At 35.6% G+C, this 19,083-nt stretch carries 19 protein-coding genes; 12 read left to right on the top strand and 7 right to left on the bottom strand.

What is annotated here, in order from left to right; all coding sequences use genetic code 11:
* Positions 1 to 228 precede the first annotated feature (228 nt).
* Together AC0NBN_RS05510 and proS are read right to left on the bottom strand one after the other, a co-directional pair.
* Positions 229 to 1,521, bottom strand: a complete 1,293-nt coding sequence (locus tag AC0NBN_RS05510) for an OmpA family protein (protein ID WP_160814127.1) — start codon at positions 1,519 to 1,521, stop codon at positions 229 to 231.
* 128 nt (positions 1,522 to 1,649) lie between these two features.
* Positions 1,650 to 3,125, bottom strand: a complete 1,476-nt coding sequence (proS, locus tag AC0NBN_RS05505) for a proline--tRNA ligase (RefSeq protein ID WP_160814126.1) — start codon at positions 3,123 to 3,125, stop codon at positions 1,650 to 1,652.
* 147 nt (positions 3,126 to 3,272) lie between these two features.
* Here proS and AC0NBN_RS05500 point away from each other — a divergent pair, with 147 nt between their 5' ends.
* Positions 3,273 to 4,331 carry a prolyl-tRNA synthetase gene (locus AC0NBN_RS05500; RefSeq protein ID WP_160814125.1) on the top strand — a complete coding sequence of 353 codons (1,059 nt, stop codon included), beginning with the start codon at positions 3,273 to 3,275 and terminating at the stop codon, positions 4,329 to 4,331.
* Positions 4,332 to 4,361: 30 nt separating this feature from the next.
* A complete protein-coding gene (locus AC0NBN_RS05495; protein WP_160814124.1) occupies positions 4,362 to 5,789 on the top strand; it encodes a porin family protein in 1,428 nt (475 codons plus the stop codon).
* A gap of 57 nt (positions 5,790 to 5,846) precedes the next feature.
* On the opposite strand, the gene AC0NBN_RS05490 is transcribed toward AC0NBN_RS05495, so the two are convergent.
* Positions 5,847 to 6,563: a ZIP family metal transporter gene (locus AC0NBN_RS05490; RefSeq protein WP_160814123.1), complete on the bottom strand. Its 717-nt coding sequence runs from the start codon at positions 6,561 to 6,563 to the stop codon at positions 5,847 to 5,849.
* An 83-nt stretch (positions 6,564 to 6,646) separates the two neighbouring features.
* On the opposite strand from AC0NBN_RS05490, the gene AC0NBN_RS05485 reads away from it, so the two are divergent.
* A complete protein-coding gene (locus AC0NBN_RS05485; protein WP_160814122.1) occupies positions 6,647 to 6,844 on the top strand; it encodes a hypothetical protein in 198 nt (65 codons plus the stop codon).
* On the opposite strand, the gene AC0NBN_RS05480 is transcribed toward AC0NBN_RS05485, so the two are convergent.
* Complete coding sequence (locus AC0NBN_RS05480) at positions 6,831 to 7,574, bottom strand: class I SAM-dependent DNA methyltransferase (RefSeq protein ID WP_160814121.1); 744 nt, start codon at positions 7,572 to 7,574, stop codon at positions 6,831 to 6,833. The genes AC0NBN_RS05485 and AC0NBN_RS05480 overlap by 14 nt on opposite strands.
* Positions 7,575 to 7,749: 175 nt before the next feature.
* Between AC0NBN_RS05480 and AC0NBN_RS05475 the strand changes: the two genes are divergently transcribed.
* The 4 genes from AC0NBN_RS05475 (at position 7,750) to AC0NBN_RS05460 (ending at position 11,274) form a co-directional block, all read left to right on the top strand.
* Positions 7,750 to 8,913 carry a THUMP domain-containing class I SAM-dependent RNA methyltransferase gene (locus AC0NBN_RS05475; RefSeq protein ID WP_160814120.1) on the top strand — a complete coding sequence of 388 codons (1,164 nt, stop codon included), beginning with the start codon at positions 7,750 to 7,752 and terminating at the stop codon, positions 8,911 to 8,913.
* 5 nt (positions 8,914 to 8,918) lie between these two features.
* Entirely contained in the window at positions 8,919 to 9,074 is a 156-nt protein-coding gene (locus tag AC0NBN_RS05470) for a hypothetical protein (RefSeq protein ID WP_474467430.1), read from the top strand.
* 302 nt (positions 9,075 to 9,376) lie between these two features.
* Positions 9,377 to 10,285, top strand: a complete 909-nt coding sequence (locus AC0NBN_RS05465; protein ID WP_160814119.1) for an NAD(P)/FAD-dependent oxidoreductase — start codon at positions 9,377 to 9,379, stop codon at positions 10,283 to 10,285.
* Between the two features lie 137 nt (positions 10,286 to 10,422).
* Complete coding sequence (locus tag AC0NBN_RS05460) at positions 10,423 to 11,274, top strand: diacylglycerol kinase family protein (RefSeq protein ID WP_160814118.1); 852 nt, start codon at positions 10,423 to 10,425, stop codon at positions 11,272 to 11,274.
* Between the two features lie 213 nt (positions 11,275 to 11,487).
* Here AC0NBN_RS05460 and AC0NBN_RS05455 read toward each other — a convergent pair whose 3' ends face one another.
* Positions 11,488 to 11,901, bottom strand: a complete 414-nt coding sequence (locus AC0NBN_RS05455; protein ID WP_160814117.1) for a hypothetical protein — start codon at positions 11,899 to 11,901, stop codon at positions 11,488 to 11,490.
* 11 nt (positions 11,902 to 11,912) lie between these two features.
* Positions 11,913 to 13,487: a hypothetical protein gene (locus AC0NBN_RS05450; protein ID WP_474467424.1), complete on the bottom strand. Its 1,575-nt coding sequence runs from the start codon at positions 13,485 to 13,487 to the stop codon at positions 11,913 to 11,915.
* 173 nt (positions 13,488 to 13,660) lie between these two features.
* Here AC0NBN_RS05450 and AC0NBN_RS05445 point away from each other — a divergent pair, with 173 nt between their 5' ends.
* The gene (locus tag AC0NBN_RS05445; protein ID WP_160812023.1) at positions 13,661 to 14,032 is read left to right on the top strand and encodes a helix-turn-helix domain-containing protein; all 372 of its coding nucleotides are present in this window, start codon (positions 13,661 to 13,663) and stop codon (positions 14,030 to 14,032) included.
* 226 nt (positions 14,033 to 14,258) lie between these two features.
* Entirely contained in the window at positions 14,259 to 14,642 is a 384-nt protein-coding gene (locus AC0NBN_RS05440; RefSeq protein ID WP_160812022.1) for an HU family DNA-binding protein, read from the top strand.
* A 69-nt stretch (positions 14,643 to 14,711) separates the two neighbouring features.
* Here AC0NBN_RS05440 and AC0NBN_RS05435 read toward each other — a convergent pair whose 3' ends face one another.
* Complete coding sequence (locus AC0NBN_RS05435; protein WP_160812021.1) at positions 14,712 to 15,992, bottom strand: dicarboxylate/amino acid:cation symporter; 1,281 nt, start codon at positions 15,990 to 15,992, stop codon at positions 14,712 to 14,714.
* A gap of 260 nt (positions 15,993 to 16,252) precedes the next feature.
* Here AC0NBN_RS05435 and AC0NBN_RS05430 point away from each other — a divergent pair, with 260 nt between their 5' ends.
* From AC0NBN_RS05430 to AC0NBN_RS05420, 3 genes are read left to right on the top strand one after another with little or no spacing between them, the layout of a single operon-like run.
* Entirely contained in the window at positions 16,253 to 17,218 is a 966-nt protein-coding gene (locus tag AC0NBN_RS05430; protein ID WP_160812020.1) for an NAD-dependent epimerase/dehydratase family protein, read from the top strand.
* A 21-nt stretch (positions 17,219 to 17,239) separates the two neighbouring features.
* Positions 17,240 to 17,992: a polysaccharide deacetylase family protein gene (locus AC0NBN_RS05425; protein ID WP_160812019.1), complete on the top strand. Its 753-nt coding sequence runs from the start codon at positions 17,240 to 17,242 to the stop codon at positions 17,990 to 17,992.
* A 23-nt stretch (positions 17,993 to 18,015) separates the two neighbouring features.
* Positions 18,016 to 19,083 (top strand): DUF2891 domain-containing protein, encoded by a 1,068-nt coding sequence (locus tag AC0NBN_RS05420; RefSeq protein ID WP_160812018.1) that lies wholly within the window; start codon positions 18,016 to 18,018, stop codon positions 19,081 to 19,083.

The following is a 19,083-nucleotide window of genomic DNA, read 5'->3' as shown; positions in this document are numbered from 1 at the left end:
TCCGCTATAAAACTTTTATTTAACCGCAAAAGTCACAAAAGATGAACTAAACTTCTATTTAAAGTTAATAGTTATAAATCAAAAAGATCACAATAGTTTTAAAAATCTTTGATTTTTATTCCTTTTGAGCGCTTCTATTATTATAGAAATTCAATTTAACATTTTTATTTGTGCCTTTTGTGGTTAATTCTGAAATAGTTTAAACAAGTTTTATATATAAATAGTAAGTTATTTTGTAAATCTTACAGACATTCTTCTGTCAATAGCTCTTTCATCATTGGATGCAGTAGCATCTACCGTTGCAAATTCGCTTCCATATCCGTCTGCAGATACTACCTGCGAAGCAACTCCTTGTTGTGACAACCAGTTTTTTATATAGTTCGCTCTTTCTTTAGAAAGTTTTAAATTTTTAGATTCATCACCTGTTTTATCAGTATAGCCCCCAATTTTAATTTTGGCTTCAGGAAAAGCTTTAAGAATAGCCACTAAATTTTGCAGCTGACTTTCTGATCCTGCTTCCAGCCTGTTAGCAATTCCAATTTTGAAATTAACATGGTCAAAATCATACCATTTGTTTTTTAAAGCTGCATCATCTTTAGCATCACTATATCCTCCTGATTTGAGAAAAGAAATCATTTGATCCTCCATTCCTCCTCTATAGCCTTTTAGTGAGGTTCCATTCAGATCAATGTCTTCATCAACTCTTCCGGAATTTACTGAATTGGTATTAGATGCAACTGTATCGGTATCTGTTGTCATAGAATCTCCTGCAACTGCAGTTGTAGTGGTGGTCTCTGTTTTTCTGCATTGCTCCCACAAGAAATATGACGCGGCAAGGAGTAAAAGTAAAGGCAGAAGCCATTTCCAGATTGATCCACCTTCAGCAGACGTAGGTCTGTCTGGGAACGTACCGGTATCGGTTGTACTTCTTGTTACTTCTATATGAGGCGTTTTTTCTTCAAATTTCTTAGTAGCAGGATTTTCATTACCTTCAAAACCGTAACCTTTTGCCCAGTCTCCAACGTTAAGGGAGGCCAGAGAAAGTCCCGGAGGAAGTAAGGTTGGAACAATTTCCCTTTGTTCATTAAGTAATGTTGAAATTCCGTTTCTGTCTAAATTGTTGTTGGAAGCATATTTTCCGATTGCACCTACAGTTGCTGCGGTAACAATATTAAGCAGTGAGGAAGATGAATTGCTGCTGATTCCTGCGTATGTAGCAATACTATTGATGATTCCGCTCAGTCTTTCACCAAAAATTGATGATAATAATCCTGCTATAAAAGAATTTCCAGATGTAACGCCTGTTAAATTGCTCAGAATCCCGTTGGATGAAGAATTGGCAATAGTATCTATAACGGTAGGGTTATCAGAATTATTGGCTAATCCGCCGATAATGACAGGAAGCATACCGGAAATTGCTTTGGAAACTCCTGCTTCGCTTTCTCCCAGTTGAGATGCCGTTTGTGAAACAAGCGCAGCGCCTAGCTGTCCTTTAATAAGATCAATAATGTTTAATGCCATAATAATTTATTTTGAATTTAATGTTATTATAAAATTAAACAAAAATTTATCCAAATTAGATCGAAAAATAAAAAATCTTTAAAAATTCTTAGAATTTTTAAAGATTTAATAAGTTATTGCATTGGATCTTAATATGCTTTGGCAAATAAAACTCTTCTTTTTGAAGGCTTACCGCTGATCATAGAAATTCCTTCTTCATGATCTTCATTTAAAGGAATACATCGTATTGTTGCCTTGGTTTCTTCTTTTATTTGTTCTTCTTCTTCCGCAGTTCCGTCCCAATGAGCATAGATGAATCCGCCTTTTTCCTCCAGAACTTTTTTAAATTCATCATAAGAATCTACTTTTGTAATATTCTCATCTCTGAACTGTAGGGCTTTTTGGTAAATGTCTTTCTGAATAGTTTTTAACAAATCTTCGATATAAGAATCAATACCTTCTAATGGTCGGGTTTCTTTGGTTAAATTATCCCTTCTCGCAATTTCTACCGATTTGTTTTCGAGATCTTTCGGTCCGATAGCAATTCTTAAAGGAACTCCCTTCAGTTCATATTCAGCAAATTTCCAGCCTGGCTTATTTTGAGTGTCATTATCAAATTTTACAGAAATTCCTTTCAGCTTTAATTTACTCTGAAGATCTAATGCTACTTCACTGATTTGATTCAGTTGTTCTTCACCTTTAAAAATAGGAACAATAACCACTTGTATAGGTGCTAAAGTTGGCGGAAGTACCAATCCCAGATCATCAGAATGGGTCATAATTAAAGCTCCCATCAAACGGGTAGAAGTTCCCCATGAAGTTGCCCATGCATATTCGATCTTGCCTTCTTTATTGGTAAATTTTACATCAAAAGCTTTAGCAAAATTCTGACCCAGAAAGTGAGAGGTTCCGGCTTGGAGTGCTTTTCCGTCTTGCATCAAGGCTTCAATACAGTAAGTTTCATCTGCTCCTGCAAATCGCTCGGAAGGGGTTTTTAAACCTTGTATAACGGGCATTGCCATAAAGTTTTCAGCAAAGTCTGCATAAACTTCATTCATCTTTTCGGCTTCTTCTATGGCCTCATCACAGGTGGCATGAGCGGTATGACCTTCCTGCCATAAAAATTCAGACGTTCTCAGGAAAAGTCTGGTTCTCATTTCCCAACGCACAACATTTGCCCATTGGTTGATAAGAATCGGTAAATCTCTGTATGACTGAATCCAGCTTTTATAAGTATTCCAGATAATAGCTTCTGAAGTAGGTCTTACAATAAGTTCTTCTTCAAGTTTAGCATCAGGATCCACAATCAGCTTATGCGGGTTATTTGGGTCGGTTTTAAGTCTGTAATGCGTGACAACAGCACATTCTTTAGCAAAACCTTCGGCATTTTTTTCTTCAGCTTCAAATAAGCTTTTGGGTACAAAAAGAGGAAAGTAAGCATTCACGTGACCGGTTTCTTTGAATTTTTTGTCCATTTCGTCACGCATTTTTTCCCATATTGCGTAGCCGTAAGGTTTAATTACCATAGAACCTCTTACACCTGAGTTTTCGGCTAAATCAGCCTTTACAACCAACTCATTATACCACTTGCTGTAATCTTCACTTCTTGAAGTTAATTTTGCCATTAATTTTTTTTTAATATTTTAACTTTTGTAAAATTATGTAATCTAAAAATAAAAATCTATTTTTGATAGATTTTTTATACCGAATTATTGGTATATTTTTGGTACAGAATGCAAATATAATTTAATTTAAAAAAAATATACATTATCATGAAAAGAAATATACATAAAAATTTATTTGGAATACTAAAATCTAAAGGTATTTTAGCTATTTCAGGTGGTTTGCTGTTGGTGTCTTGTGGTGCGCAGATGGGTGGTTACAGTGAAACGGATGGTGTTTACTATGACCCTAATAAAGATACGTTACCAGAAGGTGTGATTATTAATAATCAGGGAAACAGAGTAGGTGATTATTATGACTATTATAATGACAGTAGTGTTATAGAAAATGCGCAAATAAATCAGCAGCAGCAAAGTAACCGTTATAATAACTGGAGTGATGCTAATTTCAACTCTTCTGCCACAGATTCTGACTGGGGTAGTTTTGCAGGAAGTGAAACCAACTACTATGATAACTCATGGGGTTGGGGATGGGGAGGAATGATGGGTTGGGGCTCACCTTGGGGTTGGGGCTATAATCCATACTGGGGCTGGGGCTCTGGCTGGGGAATGGGAATTGGTTTTGGCTGGGGTAACGGCTGGGGCTGGGGAGGCTTTAACCCTTATTGGGGACTTGGCTGGAACAACTGGAATAGTCCTTTCTGGGGCGGATGGGGAAATCCTTACTGGGGCTGGGGAGCCGGCTATTGGGGTGGAAGTTTTTATGCTCCTGCCTATAGAAGAAGCGGAGCCAACGGACGGTCTGGTTTTACCGGAAACACATTATCAGGTTACAGAAATGTAAATAACGGATCAGGATTCAGAAATAACACCAATGGTTTTAGATCCGGAAATAGCAATAATGGTTTCAGACAAGGAAATACCAATTCAGGCTTCAGACAGGGAACAATGAACGGTGGTTTTAGAAATCCATCGGGAATGAGAAATCCTAATAGCGGTATTAGATCTCAAAGACCAAATTATGATTACAGACCACAGCAGTCACAACCGAGAAGAAACGATAATTACAACAGACCAAGTGATAATGGCGGATTCAGATCAGGTGGTTTTAATTCAGGAAGCAGCGGTGGCTTCAGAGGTGGTTCTTCAGGCGGCGGCGGATTTAGATCTGGCGGCGGAGGCGGTGGCTTCAGATCAGGTGGCAGATAATATTAACTATAATAACTATTCTTAAAAATAATGTTAAAAAAATCTTTAGTATTAATGGGTGTTACTGCAGCATTTTATCTGCAGGCTCAGGACATATCTGTAATTAGAAATTCTGTGGACGTGTATTCTAATACACCAATGACTGGGAATTCAAAATTCAATGCAATGGCTGGTTCCAACGGAGCATTGGGAGGTGATGCATCTTCATTACTTACCAACCCTGCCGGTTTAGGTGTGGCTATTGCAGGTGATGTTTCTGCAACACTATCTATAGAAAACAATAAAAATACGAGTTCACTTGCAGGAAACTCCATTAACTATAACATCAGCAAAGCTAATATAGGTAATGTAGGAGGTGTTGCAGTTTTCCAGCTTATGACAGAAACTCCATGGAAATTTATTAATCTGGGAGCCAATATTTCTACAACCTCTCTTGAAAATTACGTAGAATCTCCGGGGAACACTAATGTTGTAATTGCTAAGAATCTTGTTGATGGATCAGGAAATAATGTTGTAGGAAACCTATCGTATTTAGGACAGGCTTATAATCGTTACGGAACTCAAACCAAATTTAATTTGGGTGTAGGAGCGAATTACAACAATTCATTATATCTTGGTGCAAGTATCAATATGCACTATGTAGATTTAGAGCAATATGACAGTGCCAGTTTTGGATTAGATTTAGATAATACTGCTTATACATTTGATAAACAGTACACGCCTTTTTCTGAAAAGTCAAACGGCTTCTCGGCAAGTCTTGGGGTGATCGGAAAAGTAACCAATCAATTGAGATTGGGAGCTTCTATCGAAACACCTACATGGTGGTCTTTAGATAGAATTTATACTGATTATTACACAGGAACAGACGGATTTATCTATGCTGATAGTTTTGTAGAGGACAGAAGGTTCAGGTCCCCAATGAAAGCTACTTTAAGCGGAGCATTTGTTCCAAGCAAAAATTTTGCTTTAAACGTAGATTATACATTAGGACTTACAAAACCAAGATATAAAGTACAGGGAGATGCTGAAACAGAACTGAACTCTTTCTTTAATGACAGTTACAAAAATTTATCTGAGATAAAAGTTGGAGCTGAGTACAGAATTAAAGCTTTCCGTTTGAGAGGAGGATATGCTTATAGTTCAAGTCCGTTTGATAATATGATTGTGAGTGCATTTACCAATACAGGTTCTGTAGCGCAGACAAACTTCAGTAATCTGATTTTAGGTGACAGAAATACGATTGGTGCAGGTTTAGGTTATGATTTTGGTAAGTTCTATGTTGATGCATCATACCAGAATATTACTTCAAATTATAAAAATCCGTTCCTTGCAGGATACGAAGATTTCGGAACAGGATATTATTCAGCAGATTTCGATGTTGCAACTCCTAATTCTGTAGTTTCTGATGTGAAAAATGTAAGAAATAATTTCTTCCTCACCGTAGGATGGAAATTTTAAAATAACTGATTTGTATAAAAAAAGGCTTCAAAATTATTCTGAAGCCTTTTTTTATTTTCAATGTATATGTCCGGAATCAGGGTGAGTGTGAAAAAGATGAATCACCAATGCTAAAGATACTCCCAAAATAACCAAACCTATTTTAGACCAATTGATGTTGTGATTTTTATTGCTTTCAAAAATGATAACAGATGAAATGTGAAGGAAAATTCCACCTACGACAGCTAAAAAATAAGGCTGCCATTCCGGGTTGAAATAATTTCCTAAAAACATTCCGAATGGTGATGCTAAAGCAAATAAAGCAACAATTAAAATAGACGGGTACGATGCTTTGCTGCCTTTTCTATTGAATAAAAAAGCTCCCAAAATAAATGAAATGGGAATATTATGAACCAGAATTCCCATCAGATAAGGAGAAAATGGGTTAGTCTCGTTAGCGAGCGGAATTCCTTCAATAAAAGCATGGATAAAGAGTCCGACCATTAAAGCCATCGGAAGGATATTACTTTCATTATGATAATGAAAATGACCATGTTCAAAACCTTTGGTGAGTGCTTCAAGAATCATCTGAAGCAAAACTCCGGCAATTACAAAAATTCCCAGATTTCCTGCTTCGGCATAATATACCTGCGGAAATACTTCATTAAGGCAGATTGTAATAAGAAACCCGGCACTTATAATCAGGAGATTTTTAGCAAATTTTTCTTTTTTGCCAAAATATTTTCCCAGCAAAACTCCGGAAATGACGCTTAGTATTAGTAGAATAAAAATCATATTATGTGAAAATAGGTGAGAGGCAATATAAAACTATTGTTAAATTGAAAAAAACGATGAAGAGATTTATTATGTAATTAAATTTGCTTTTAAATAATTTTTTTCTGAAAAAGCACACCATTATTCCTGCAATTATAAGAAAAGCTGAAATTAAAAAGGGTGCTGGTGGAGTATGGTTGCCAGAATATCCGAATCTTATTCCGCAGAATATTGAAAGCATTGTACCGGATAAAAAGATAATATTGGTAGCCATTCAGATTCGGAAGATTATTTCTTCTTAAATAAATTGATGCAGCGTGGAGATTTTTCTTTCTCAAAATCATTGAGCTGATAATCGCCCCATATTTTTATTCTTTCGAACCCGCAGTCTTTTGCGTAATCTTCGATAGTTTCTAATGTGTGTAATTTTACTTTTTCAAAGAAATGGTGAGATTTTCCATCTGCTTCAAATCTTATATCTTTTATGATATGTTTTCCTTCAATTTTTTTTGAAATATTAAACTCAATATTTTCTCTGGTAATCGTCACTTCTGGAACCAAAGTATTTCTTACAAACACCTCATTAAGATAGTCTAAAACAAAGTAACCTTCTGGTAAGAGGGCATTGTAAACCGATTCAAAAACCTTTCGATCATCTTCTTCATTATCAAAATATCCAAAGCTGGTAAAAAGATTAAAAACAGCATTTACCGGTTGATAATTGATTGGATTCCGCATATCATGAACTTCAAAACGGAGTGCCGGTTCTGAAGAATCAGGAATTTTTTCAAACTTTTTGTTGTGCTCAATACTTTGGCGTGAAAGATCTAATCCCAAAACATCGTATCCAAGTTTATTCAGAAAAACGGAATGTCTTCCTTTTCCGCAAGCCAGATCGATAATTTTAGCCGATTGTGGAAGCTGCAGCTCCGATGTAAGTGCAGTGATAAAGTTTTCTGCTTCTGTATAATCTCTGTTGCTGTATAACAAATGATAATAAGGGGTATCAAACCAAGATTCAAACCATTCCATCCCGCAAAAGTACGGAATTTTGTTGGATGCAGAATGCGATGTATGATCTCTGATTATTGTTTTTGAGACAAAGGTGGCGGTAAAAAAATCATAATATAATTTTAAATCTATAATATTTTAAATCATCCGGCATCCAACTTCCGTCGCCACGCAAAAAAATCGCTATTTTTGCAGAATGGATACAGACAATCTCAAAATTCAGATCAAAACATTCTTCGGACTGGAACCTATTCTTGCAGAAGAAATAAAAAAACTCGGCGGAAGAAACGTGGAAATTAAAAACCGTGCTGTCAACTGTGAAGGTGATCTTGGTTTTTTATATAAAATTAATTATTCTGCGAGAACAGCTTTAAAGATCATTATTCCTGTTTTAGAATTTAAAGCTTTTAACGAAAGTAAGTTTTACGATAAGCTTTTTAAATTTGAATGGGATCAATTTATGGATGTTGATCAGACTTTTGCGATAGATTCTACCGTCAATTCCGAGAGATTTAAGCATTCTCAGTTTATGACTTTTAAAATGAAGGATGCTATTGTAGACTACTTTCAGAATAAATATCATAAAAGACCAAGTATAGAAACCAAATTTCCGGACATAAAATTTCATTTACATATTGACCGTGAACTGGTAACCATTTCCTTAGATTCGTCGGGAGATCCTTTATTCAAAAGAGGATACAGAAAGGAACAGGGTGAAGCGCCAATCAATGAAGTTTTGGCAAGCGGAATGCTGCAATTGACAGGTTGGGACGGGAAAGGAAATTTTCTTGACCCGATGTGTGGTTCTGGAACGCTTTTGATAGAAGCGGCAATGATCGCTTTAGATCTTCCTGCACAGATTTTCAGAAGAAGATTTGCCTTTCAGAACTGGAAAAATTATGATGCTGATTTATTTTCTAAAATAAAAGAAGTTCGTGTAAACCGCATAAAAGAGTTTAACGGGAAAATTGTAGGCTATGATATTGATGCAAGAATGCTGAATGCAGCAAGAACGAATATTGAATCTGCCGAAATGGAAGATATTATTGAAGTGAGAAAACAGAATTTTTTCGATTCCAAAAAAGAACTTTTTCCTTTGCTGATGGTTTTCAATCCGCCGTATGATGAGAGAATTTCGATTAATGATGATGATTTTTACAAAAAGGTGGGAGATACATTTAAAACAAATTATCCCAATACTTTAGCATGGCTCATTTCTTCGGATCTTGAAGCGGTGAAGAAAATAGGACTTCGGCCTTCCAGAAAAATAAAACTGTACAACGGAAAACTGGAAACTAGATTTTTGCAGTACGAAATGTATGAAGGAACGAAAAAAGTGCATAAATTGGATAACAAATAGAAAAAATGCCCTTTGATTTTTTACACGGAATCAATTTTTTAGCAGATTTATTAAGTCTCAACTTTTCTGGAAGTTCAGATCATAAAAATGATGATGATTCCAATAGATCAGCAAAAAAATGGAAATCCGGAACCTTTTTTGATCAGCTATATTCTTATTGATTGCTTTGGTAACTTTTCTCACAGCATTCAATGATTTTAAGGCTGAAAATAATCTGACAGCTTTTGCAGTCTGCTCAATTATTGGAATAGCTTTTTCTTTTGTCTTTTTTTTTGGTCTTTATCATATAGGTTGGTATTATTTTCGGAACGTATGGATGTTTTTACTTTTTAATGCATCGGTCATTCTGATGATGATTTCATTTGTTCTGTTTTTTTACGTACAATGGATGATTTGATGTGGTCAACATAAACATTTTTGGCAGACTTTTTACATATATTTTTATCCGATCAAAATATTTATTATGAAAAATGAAAACTTCTTTGATGTCATTATAGTTGGCGGAAGCTATGCCGGACTTTCTGCAGCTATGTCTCTGGGTAGATCACTCAGAAAAGTACTGATCATCGACAGCGGGAAACCCTGCAACAGGCAAACGCCACATTCTCACAACTTCCTGACACAGGATGGCAAAGCACCTGCAGAAATTTCTGAAATAGGTAAAGAGCAGGTTGAAAAATATGAAACAATTACCTTTTTCGATGGTTTGGCAACAGAAGGGATAAAAACTGAAAATGGCTTTAAAATTAAAACTGAAAGTGGTGATGAATTTGAAGCTCAAAAACTGATTTTTGCCACAGGAATTACCGATGATGTTCCCGATATTAAGGGTTTTAATGAATGTTGGGGAATTTCTTTGATTCATTGCCCATATTGCCATGGCTATGAATTCAGAAATAAAAAAACAGCAATTATTGCTAATAGTGACAGAGGATTTCATCTTGCTTCACTGGTGAAAAATCTCACCGATGATCTTGTGATTTTAACAAGAGGAAAATCTGACTTCAGTGAAGAACAAATCCAAAAACTTTCGCAAAACAACATTTCGGTTATCGAAACTGAAATTGAAGAAATGATTCACGAGAATGGAAATGTCAGATCTTTGGTATTGACTGATGGAAGTATACTTTATCCTGAAGCGGTTTACGGAGCTTTTCACTTTAAGCAGCATTCTGATATTCCGGGTTCTTTAGGCTGTGAATTTACAGAACACGGTCATCTCATAATTGATCATAAACAAACTACGACAGTTCCGGGAATTTACGCCTGTGGTGATAATTCCTGCCTGATGCGCTCTGTGGCTAATGCAGTTTACACCGGAAACTTTACCGGAGCCATGGTCAATATGGAGCTTGCAAATGAAGTTTTTTAAAATTAATGATCCGTTGATGGGATTTTTAATGCATTTTGTGGTTAAAATGGTTAGTACGATTTAATATTAAATAATACTTTAAAGATTAACGAATATTAATTCTTTCTGATACGCTTGCATTTTATAATTTTGCGGCAATGGAAAGAGTTGCTTTTATCATTAATCCGTTTTCTGCGAAAAAAAATTACCATCCGTTTCTGAATGATCTGAAAATGAAGGTGCAGAATCCTTTATTTTATATATCAGAATCTATTGCAGGAACAGATGAGTTTATTCAGAATCATTTTAATGATATTGATATTTTCGTAGCTATTGGAGGTGACGGAACCATTTCTACGGTTGCAAAAAACCTGATTGATACAGAAAAAATTCTGGCGATTTTTCCTGCCGGTTCCGGGAATGGCTTTTCCAACGAAACGCATTTCAGCAAAAATCTGGACGAGCTTTTGCAAAAACTTCACGATAAAAAATCCAGAAAAATAGATACTTTTACTGTTAATGGCAGACTTTCTATCAATGTTTCAGGAACAGGGTTTGACGGGAAGGTCGTAAAAGAATTTGAAAAAACTACCAGAGGATTTAAAAACTACATTAAAGTCTCACTAAAAACTTTTTTCAGTTACAAACCCATAAAGCTGAAATTTTTTGACGAAAATTACAAACAGTACAATGGTAAATATCTGATGGTAAATATTGCCAACACCCGTCAGTTTGGCAATAATGCCTATATTGCACCGATGGCGAGTAAAAGTGACGGCTTAGTCGATATGGTTTTGGTAAAAAAGTTTCCCATTACGTATTCTCCATTGTTTGCGTTCAGAATGTTTACCAAAAAACTGAAAGAAGATGATTATATCACCTATCTTCCAATTTCAGAAATTGAATTTAAAGTAAATACCAAAAACTGGCATCTCGACGGAGAATTCAACAAGATAAAATCCCCGATTCATATAAAAGTTCAGCCTTCAAGCCTGAATATTTTGATATAGAATATTGTGAAAGGAGCCGCCTCACACTTGAGACGGCTTCTTAGTTTATGGTTTTGTCAATATAATATCAGGATTTAGAATAGTTCCAATATAGCGAGGAATCAACAACTAATAACAACTGGTATCTAAAATATTATTCTTTTATACTTTCTTTAAACTTATTAATTCTGCATACTTCTACCTTATTTTATAAGTATAAGCAACATATCAATACTATTGCGAACGATATACCTTAATATCCTTTACAAGTTTACTGCCATAATAATTTCTCTCATCATTAGTGAAGAAAAACCCATTTTTATTTTCATAATAATCTGTCTCTGATGCAGGTAAAGGAGTTTGCCATAGGACAACTAATATAATATTGCTTGAAAAAGATTCATCCATTTCACAGAATAAAAATTGAGAGAAGGGAGTAACATTTATATTTTTAGCATTGACACCAGCCCATACAGATACCGGCTGTATCTGTGTCATAGCATTTACTAATTTAGAGAATGGTTGGTTAATATAGTTTATTTTATTAGCTTCAAACTGCTTGAGATAGTTCAATGTATCTAACTGAGCCGACAATTTTAGATTTATTAATAAAAGCGAACAAAAGAGTATTTTATATAAGTTTTTCATTTATCTGTCATTTAAAGATTACAATTATCTGTTTTATTATAAGTTTTCTTTTTAGGATTATTGGGATCTTGCAGTTCTTCAACAAAAAGAGGTTTAAAATCACCATTGCCATCCCTTTTACTTAGTCCAATTCCTGAATTATACTTTCTCAAAACGAATGCCATTCCAAGCTCATAAGCTTCATTTTTTGATTTACCTTGCTTTTTCAATGACCTATAAACTTCATAAAAAGTAACGCCAATTTTTTCAATGTCTTTCCACGCTTTTGTTTCAGAATCAATATGCGTATTGGGTGGATAATTATCCATAAATTGGTCAAAAAGAGTTTGATTCGTAATTGTATAAACATATTCACTTCCATCATAAGCAATTGTAAAATAATGATCAAAATCATTATTAATTTTATTGGCGCTAATAAAAGTATATACATCTCCAGCAGATGGTCCTGCAAATTCACCGGGAGGATGAGTATGTACACCTGCCTTTACCTTAAAATTAGGACTTTGAGCAACTATACTGGTTTGTAGACCCGAATGATCTTCAAAAACTGAAGTTACTTGTTCAGTACCATTTGCATCTACGCCTAATGAAAATGATTTTTCGTGAGGATAAGTAGTAATATTTACTTTTACTTCATTTAATCTTCCCAATGCTTTTGGTTTTGACAAAAGTTCTTTAGCCTTAGTGCTTTCGGTAACAATTTTAGTACATGGCATCTGCGAAGGTCTTACAATTGTTTCCGTTGGAACTCCGATATTACATCCGGTTGAACTTACCAAGCCTACCTGCGATGGGTTTGTAGCAGTTGTGCTGCAGTCATCGGGCGGAGTTCCAGGATTAGTATTGTTATCGTTTCCTCCTGGTCCTGCTTCGGGAGGGGCAATCACATGATCTACAGGTTCAGCCACATATTGGCAGTCCCAAAAAACGCCTGTTACCCAATGAGCACGATTATCCCCTGTATAAGGACAGCCCGGCTGTCCCGGCAAATGCTTTTCAGGACCGATGCATGGTACAGGATAAGAATAGTACTGCGGTGTACAAGACGTTCTTTGCGAAAGAGATGAGAGATTACTGATGCTCGCCAACTCAGTCACCTGTTCTTTGTTTTTAAAATCTACATATTCTTTATTGGCAATCTTGGCTTTGTCTGCTTCGGTAAGATTCAGGACAATATGAAACACCCTGTAGCTACCGTCTGTATTGGGAGTGAGAAGAATATTTTCTATCGGTGCATTGGCAGATGCGTTGTCACGGATGACGCTGAAGGTGTAGGTGTGATAATCGGGACCGTTTTCTATGTAAACGACCTCATCGGTATCAATGGTAATTCCGTTTCCGATGTTTACCGATTTACCCTGCACTTTGAGTGCTTTTTTCTCTATTGCTGTTTCTGCTTTTTCAAGATCGGGAAGAAGCTGGGTTCTGTGCTTGGCTTGGTTAAGAGAAATTCTTTGAGAAGTCAATCGCAAGCCCGTGTTGCCGTGCGTTTCTTCTTCGTTGTGAAAGTCTTCGGTGCGGCAGGAGAACGCCGAGACACCGACTAAGAGCATCAGGCAGAGCCTGAGAAATAATTTTTTCTTCATGCTTTGTAGTTTTTTAAAGGTTTAAATATAGAAATTATTTGGTAATCAAAAACAAATTGATTATCAGATTTCAAAAATAAAACAAATATTACATCTACCCAACAACCTTTAGTTATAATAATATAACTGTTAGTTATGAATATAAATTATTTTATATTTGTAAAAAAGACTTTATGAGTTTAGGAACAAAATTGAAACAGCTAAGACAAAACCGAAATTGGTCTCAAGCTGATGTAGCTTATAAATTAGATATTTCTCAACCAGCGTATAATAAATGGGAAACAGACCAGTCAAAGCCAAATTTAGATAAATTAGGAAAAATTTCAGAAGTCTTTGAAATTGAGATACAAGATTTATTTGATAGCGATGGAAATGTAATTATTTCTAACAACACTTTTGAAAACTCAAATATTGTTTATCCAAAGGATTCGACAGTAAATATTCAATCTCCAGAATTACTACAAAGTATAATGAAAAATCAAGATCAGATTTCAAAACTAATTGAAGCACAGAATAAGCTTATAGAAAGCCTTTTGAAGAAATAAATAAAATGATCTTCTGATCTTTTTTAAAATTTAGACGTGTAAACCGATAAATTTACACGTCTAATTTGTTTAAATGAGACGTATCATTTCCTACAATGACACGTCTTATTTTTTTAAGCATCATTCGTATGGTGTAGATTTTTATCTACAGGGCAATAATAGGAGGTTATTTTTTGTTACATTAGTATATACAATAACAAATGTTTAACACTAAAAACGAAAAAAAATGCCAATTACATTTAATGTTATCCAGAAGAGAAACCCTCAGAATCCCACAGCTTCCCAAAAATTCTACGCTGATATTGTAGGCAATGGGCAGACTACCCTCGAAGATCTTGCCAAATATGCTTCTACCGTTTCTACCGTATCCAAAGCCGATATTCTTGCCGTACTCGAAAGCACGTTTTCCAAAATTGCCGACGATGTAGCCGATGGTAAGATTGTGTATGTAGGTGAGTATTTCACCCTACAGGCAGGCGGTTCCAGCGAAGGAAAAGATACGGCAGAAGAAGTAAACGCTTCCAGCATCAAAACCGTAAAAACGATATTCCGACCGGGGAAGATGATCAAAGATGCCCTGAAGCTCGCCGAGTTTAAAAAGAAAGCATAAACCAACAAAAAAATCCTCCTGAAAATTCGGGAGGATTTAGTTTAATATCAAAATAAACCATAGAATTATTTAGACTTCCAGTTTCTCTTCAATTTCATTGGGATTTTCAAGGCAGTATTTCAGCTGGTCTTTATCCAGTTGTTTTTCCCAGTTAGCTACTACAACCGTTGCCACAGAATTTCCGATCACGTTGGTTAAAGCGCGGCATTCACTCATAAATTTATCAATTCCTAAAATCAATGTCATTCCGGCAATGGGACTTTCGGGAACTACGGCTAAAGTTGCGGCTAAAGTTACAAAACCGGCTCCGGTAACACCGGCAGCTCCTTTTGAACTCAGCATTGCGACCAAAAGAAGCATGAGCTGTTTTTCGATGGAGAGATCAATGTTTAAAGCCTGCGCTATAAAAAGTGAAGCAAGTGTCATATAAATATTGGTTCCGTCAAGATTGAAAGAATATCCGGTAGGGACAACCAAGCCTACAATGCCTCTGGAACAGCCTGCTTTTTCAAGCTTTTCCATAACGCCGGGAAGTGCAGATTCAGAAGAGCTTGTTCCCAAAACAAGAAGCAATTCTTCTTTCAGATAATACATTAGCTTAAAAATGTTAAAACCATTATACCATGCAACTGCTCCCAATATTACAACCACGAATAAAATTGAGGTAATGTAAAATGTTCCGACAAGAAAAATTAAATTGAGAACAGAGGCTAAACCATATTTGCCTATGGTAAAAGCCATTGCACCAAATGCTCCGATGGGAGCCAGTTTCATGAGCATATGAACGATCTTGAAAACGGGAGCGGCAAGTGACTGCAGCAAATCTGTAATTTTTCCGCTTTTTTCTTTGGTTAAAACCAAGGCAACACCCATCAGAATAGCAACCAGAAGAACCTGAAGAATATTATCACCGATCAGCGGACTGAATAATGTTTCAGGAATAATATTCATCACAAAACCGGTAAGTGTTGTGTCGTGTGCTTTTTGCTGATATTGCGAAATATCACCTGATAAACCCGCCGGATCAATGTTCAGACCGGAACCCGGCCTGATAAGGTTTCCAACAATTAAGCCGATAATCAGAGCCAAAGTTGAGAAAGTGAAAAAATAGATCATTGCTTTTATGGCAATTCTTCCAACTTTTTTCAAATCGGTCATGTGAGCAATTCCCAAAGTCAGGGTAATGAAAATCACTGGTGCGATAATCATTTTTACAAGTTTAATAAAGCCATCACCCAGCGGTTTCATTTTCTCTCCGAGTTCGGGATAAAATTTTCCTAATAAAATTCCTAAAGTAATGGCAATAATTACCTGAAAATAGAGTTGCTGATAAAGTTTTTTGGTTTTCAAGAACGTATTTATTTAAAAATAATCCCGAAATGTAATCAATTTTGTAATAATTATTGATATAAAATTATATTCTGAAGCACAAGATCAGCTATTGTAAAAACTCATTCAGGCTTTTAAACCGCTGAAAATAAAACATATAAAATACTTACATTTGTGTAAATCTAAATAATAATCAAATTTTGATGTTAATTCATCATTTTGTTTTCTTATCGCAGTCAAAATTTTTACTTTTGCTTTTCATCAACTAATAATAAATAAAAATGGAGTCCTTCACGGAAAAAATACTTATTACAGGAGCTTTAGGACAGATCGGGACTGAGCTTACCAACAGACTTGTAGAAATTCACGGGGCAGAGAATGTGGTTGCTTCAGGCTTAGACAGATATCAGCAGGGTATTACCTCAGCAGGATATTATGAAAGAATGGATGTTACCAATACTCAGCTGGTAAGACAGGTGATTAAGGATTATGAAATCACCACGGTGTATCATTTGGCTTCTCTATTATCCGGAACTTCAGAAAAACAGCCAATTTTTGCATGGAAGCTCAATCTTGAGCCTTTGCTGCATTTTTGTGAAATGGCAAAAGAAGGACTCATCAAAAAAATATTCTGGCCAAGCTCTATTGCTGTTTTCGGGAAAGGAATTCCTAAGGAGAACGTAGGGCAGGATGTGGTGCTGAACCCTACCACGGTATACGGAATTTCTAAAATGGCTGGTGAAAAATGGTGCGAATACTATTTTGATAAGCATGGTGTAGATGTAAGAAGCATTCGCTATCCAGGATTGATTTCATGGAAAACTCCTGCAGGCGGCGGAACTACAGATTACGCTGTTGAAATTTTTTATGAAGCCATTGAAAAAGGAAAATACACAAGTTTTATTTCAGAAAATACCGGAATGCCGATGTTGTATATGGATGATGCCATTAATGCTACTTTGAAGCTGATGGAAGCTCCAAAAGAGAGTGTAAACGTCCGCTCTTCTTATAATCTTGGCGGAATGTCTTTCACTCCTAAAGAATTGGCAGTAGAGATCAAAAAAGAAATTCCTGAGTTTGAAATTGATTATCAACCGGATTTCAGACAGGCAATTGCAGATTCATGGCCGGCTTCTATTGATGATTCGGTAGCGAAAAAAGATTGGGGACTTTCTTATGATTTCGGAATTTCTGAGATGACAAAAGATATGATTAAAAACCTTAAGGTTAAATTAAATAAAAACTAATAGTTCTGATACCATCCCTGCATGATATTACTTACTTTCAACATCATTTCTATTAAAGCTGAAACTAAAAAAGGTTTTCAGATTTCTGATGAAGAGAGATTAAAAATAACGGAAAGTAATACCAGAGCAATTCTCAGAATATTGGATCTTTATGATCTTAAAGCGAGTTTTTTTATAGAAATTTCTATTGCTGAAAAGCTGCAGAAACTTTTAAAGGCAATTTCGGTTCAGGGACACGAAATTGCCTTTTATTATCAGGGCGGCTCACTGGAATATGTGGATGAAATCAAGAAAAGCACTCAGGATTTTCTTGAAAAAAATATACGCGGAATCCGTTATAAAAACACCGGTCTTTCTGTGGATGAATTAAAGCTTTGCGGATTCAACTATGTTTCTGGTATTGATCATGCCGATATACTTTTTCCTTTTAAAAGACTCAAAAAATCTCTGGAAATTATTGAAGAAAATGGCTTAAGTATCATCCCGGAGAGTATTTCTCCTTACAGTCAGCTTCCTTACAATGATTTTGTATTTCAGGTTTTGCCGATGCAGTATTATCAGAATATGGTGTATGAAACACTGAAAAAGGATGATTTTGTTTTGATTTATTTAGACTCATGGCAGTTTACAGATGTAGAAAAATATCATTTTAAAATACCTTTTTACAGAAGATGGAATACGGGAAAGAAAATGGAAGATAAATTGGAATCTTTTCTCAGCTGGATTAATGAAAAAGAACTGGCAACATCAAGAGTTAAAGATTATATTTTTTAAATAATAAATTAAAGTCAAGCTCAATGAGAAAATACTTATTCGCTATTGTCACTTTTCCTTCTATTCTTTTTGCACAGGAAATTCCAAAACTTTCAGATGAAATGGCTGTAAAATTAGCAGAGAAGCCGCTTCACTGCATCAATCAGGAATATCCCAACAAAACGGCACATATTATCAATAATGAAAGTGAGGTTGCTCTAAGTCCGAAAGATCTTCATCCCAGCTTTTACGGATGTTTCGATTGGCATAGCTCTGTTCATGGTCATTGGATGTTGGTAAGACTCCTTAAAACAAAACCCAACCTTTCGATAGCGAAAAATATTGAAGAAATTTTGGATTATTCGTTTAAAAAAGAGCATCTTCAGACTGAAGCAGATTATTTTACTAAATATCAGCTTACCGGAACTTTTGAAAGAACCTACGGATGGGCGTGGCTTTTAAAGCTTGACGAAGAACTTACTGATTGGAATCATCCAAAAGCCAAAATATGGCATCAGAATTTAAAGCCGTTAACCGATAAGATTTTAGCTTCATGGAAAACTTATCTTCCCAAACAAACTTATCCTAACAGAACTGGAGTACATCCCAATACCGCTTTTGCGATGGCATTTGCGATAGATTGGGCAAGAGCAAACAAAGATTCGGAATTTGAAAAGCAGCTTACAGAAAAGGCAAAATATTTTTATCTGAAAGATGAAAAAACACCGGCATATCTGGAACCTGATGGTTCAGATTTTTTTTCTCCGAGTCTGGAAATTGCAGATTTGATGAGAAGAGTACTTCCTCAAAAAGACTTTGTACAATGGCTGAATAAGTTTTACGATAAAAGAAGTCTAGGAAATATTGAAAAAATTCCTGTCGTAAGTGATTTGAGTGATTACCAGACTGTTCATTTGGTAGGTTTGTCATTTTCAAAAGCATGGTGTATGAAAGGCATTGCGAAAAGTCTTCCTCAAGATCATCCTTTGAAGAAGGATTTCATAAAAACAGCCAATATATTCCTTCATAACGGGTTGCCTTTACTTTTCCAGGGGAATTATGGTGGCGACCACTGGCTGGCAAGTTTTGCCGTTTACGCATTGGAAGATTGA

The sequence above is a fragment of the Chryseobacterium sp. L12 genome, assembly GCF_056133985.1.
The sequence above is the reverse complement of the archived record's forward strand: the minus strand, read 5'-3'. Positions and strand labels throughout refer to the sequence as shown.

Bases quoted from the DNA above. Each gene is read 5' to 3' on its own strand.
- AC0NBN_RS05420 (WP_160812018.1), top strand. From the start codon at position 18,016: ATGAGAAAATACTTATTCGCTATTGTCACTTTTCCTTCTATTCTTTTT.
- AC0NBN_RS05475 (WP_160814120.1), top strand. From the start codon at position 7,750: ATGGATACAGACAATCTCAAAATTCAGATCAAAACATTCTTCGGACTG.
- AC0NBN_RS05440 (WP_160812022.1), top strand. From the start codon at position 14,259: ATGCCAATTACATTTAATGTTATCCAGAAGAGAAACCCTCAGAATCCC.
- AC0NBN_RS05430 (WP_160812020.1), top strand. From the start codon at position 16,253: ATGGAGTCCTTCACGGAAAAAATACTTATTACAGGAGCTTTAGGACAG.
- AC0NBN_RS05460 (WP_160814118.1), top strand. From the start codon at position 10,423: ATGGAAAGAGTTGCTTTTATCATTAATCCGTTTTCTGCGAAAAAAAAT.
- AC0NBN_RS05465 (WP_160814119.1), top strand. From the start codon at position 9,377: ATGAAAAATGAAAACTTCTTTGATGTCATTATAGTTGGCGGAAGCTAT.
- AC0NBN_RS05455 (WP_160814117.1), bottom strand. From the start codon at position 11,901: ATGAAAAACTTATATAAAATACTCTTTTGTTCGCTTTTATTAATAAAT.
- AC0NBN_RS05495 (WP_160814124.1), top strand. From the start codon at position 4,362: ATGTTAAAAAAATCTTTAGTATTAATGGGTGTTACTGCAGCATTTTAT.
- AC0NBN_RS05510 (WP_160814127.1), bottom strand. From the start codon at position 1,521: ATGGCATTAAACATTATTGATCTTATTAAAGGACAGCTAGGCGCTGCG.
- AC0NBN_RS05470 (WP_474467430.1), top strand. From the start codon at position 8,919: ATGCCCTTTGATTTTTTACACGGAATCAATTTTTTAGCAGATTTATTA.
- AC0NBN_RS05445 (WP_160812023.1), top strand. From the start codon at position 13,661: ATGAGTTTAGGAACAAAATTGAAACAGCTAAGACAAAACCGAAATTGG.
- AC0NBN_RS05490 (WP_160814123.1), bottom strand. From the start codon at position 6,563: ATGATTTTTATTCTACTAATACTAAGCGTCATTTCCGGAGTTTTGCTG.
- AC0NBN_RS05500 (WP_160814125.1), top strand. From the start codon at position 3,273: ATGAAAAGAAATATACATAAAAATTTATTTGGAATACTAAAATCTAAA.
- AC0NBN_RS05425 (WP_160812019.1), top strand. From the start codon at position 17,240: ATGATATTACTTACTTTCAACATCATTTCTATTAAAGCTGAAACTAAA.
- proS (WP_160814126.1), bottom strand. From the start codon at position 3,125: ATGGCAAAATTAACTTCAAGAAGTGAAGATTACAGCAAGTGGTATAAT.
- AC0NBN_RS05450 (WP_474467424.1), bottom strand. From the start codon at position 13,487: ATGAAGAAAAAATTATTTCTCAGGCTCTGCCTGATGCTCTTAGTCGGT.
- AC0NBN_RS05480 (WP_160814121.1), bottom strand. From the start codon at position 7,574: ATGGAATGGTTTGAATCTTGGTTTGATACCCCTTATTATCATTTGTTA.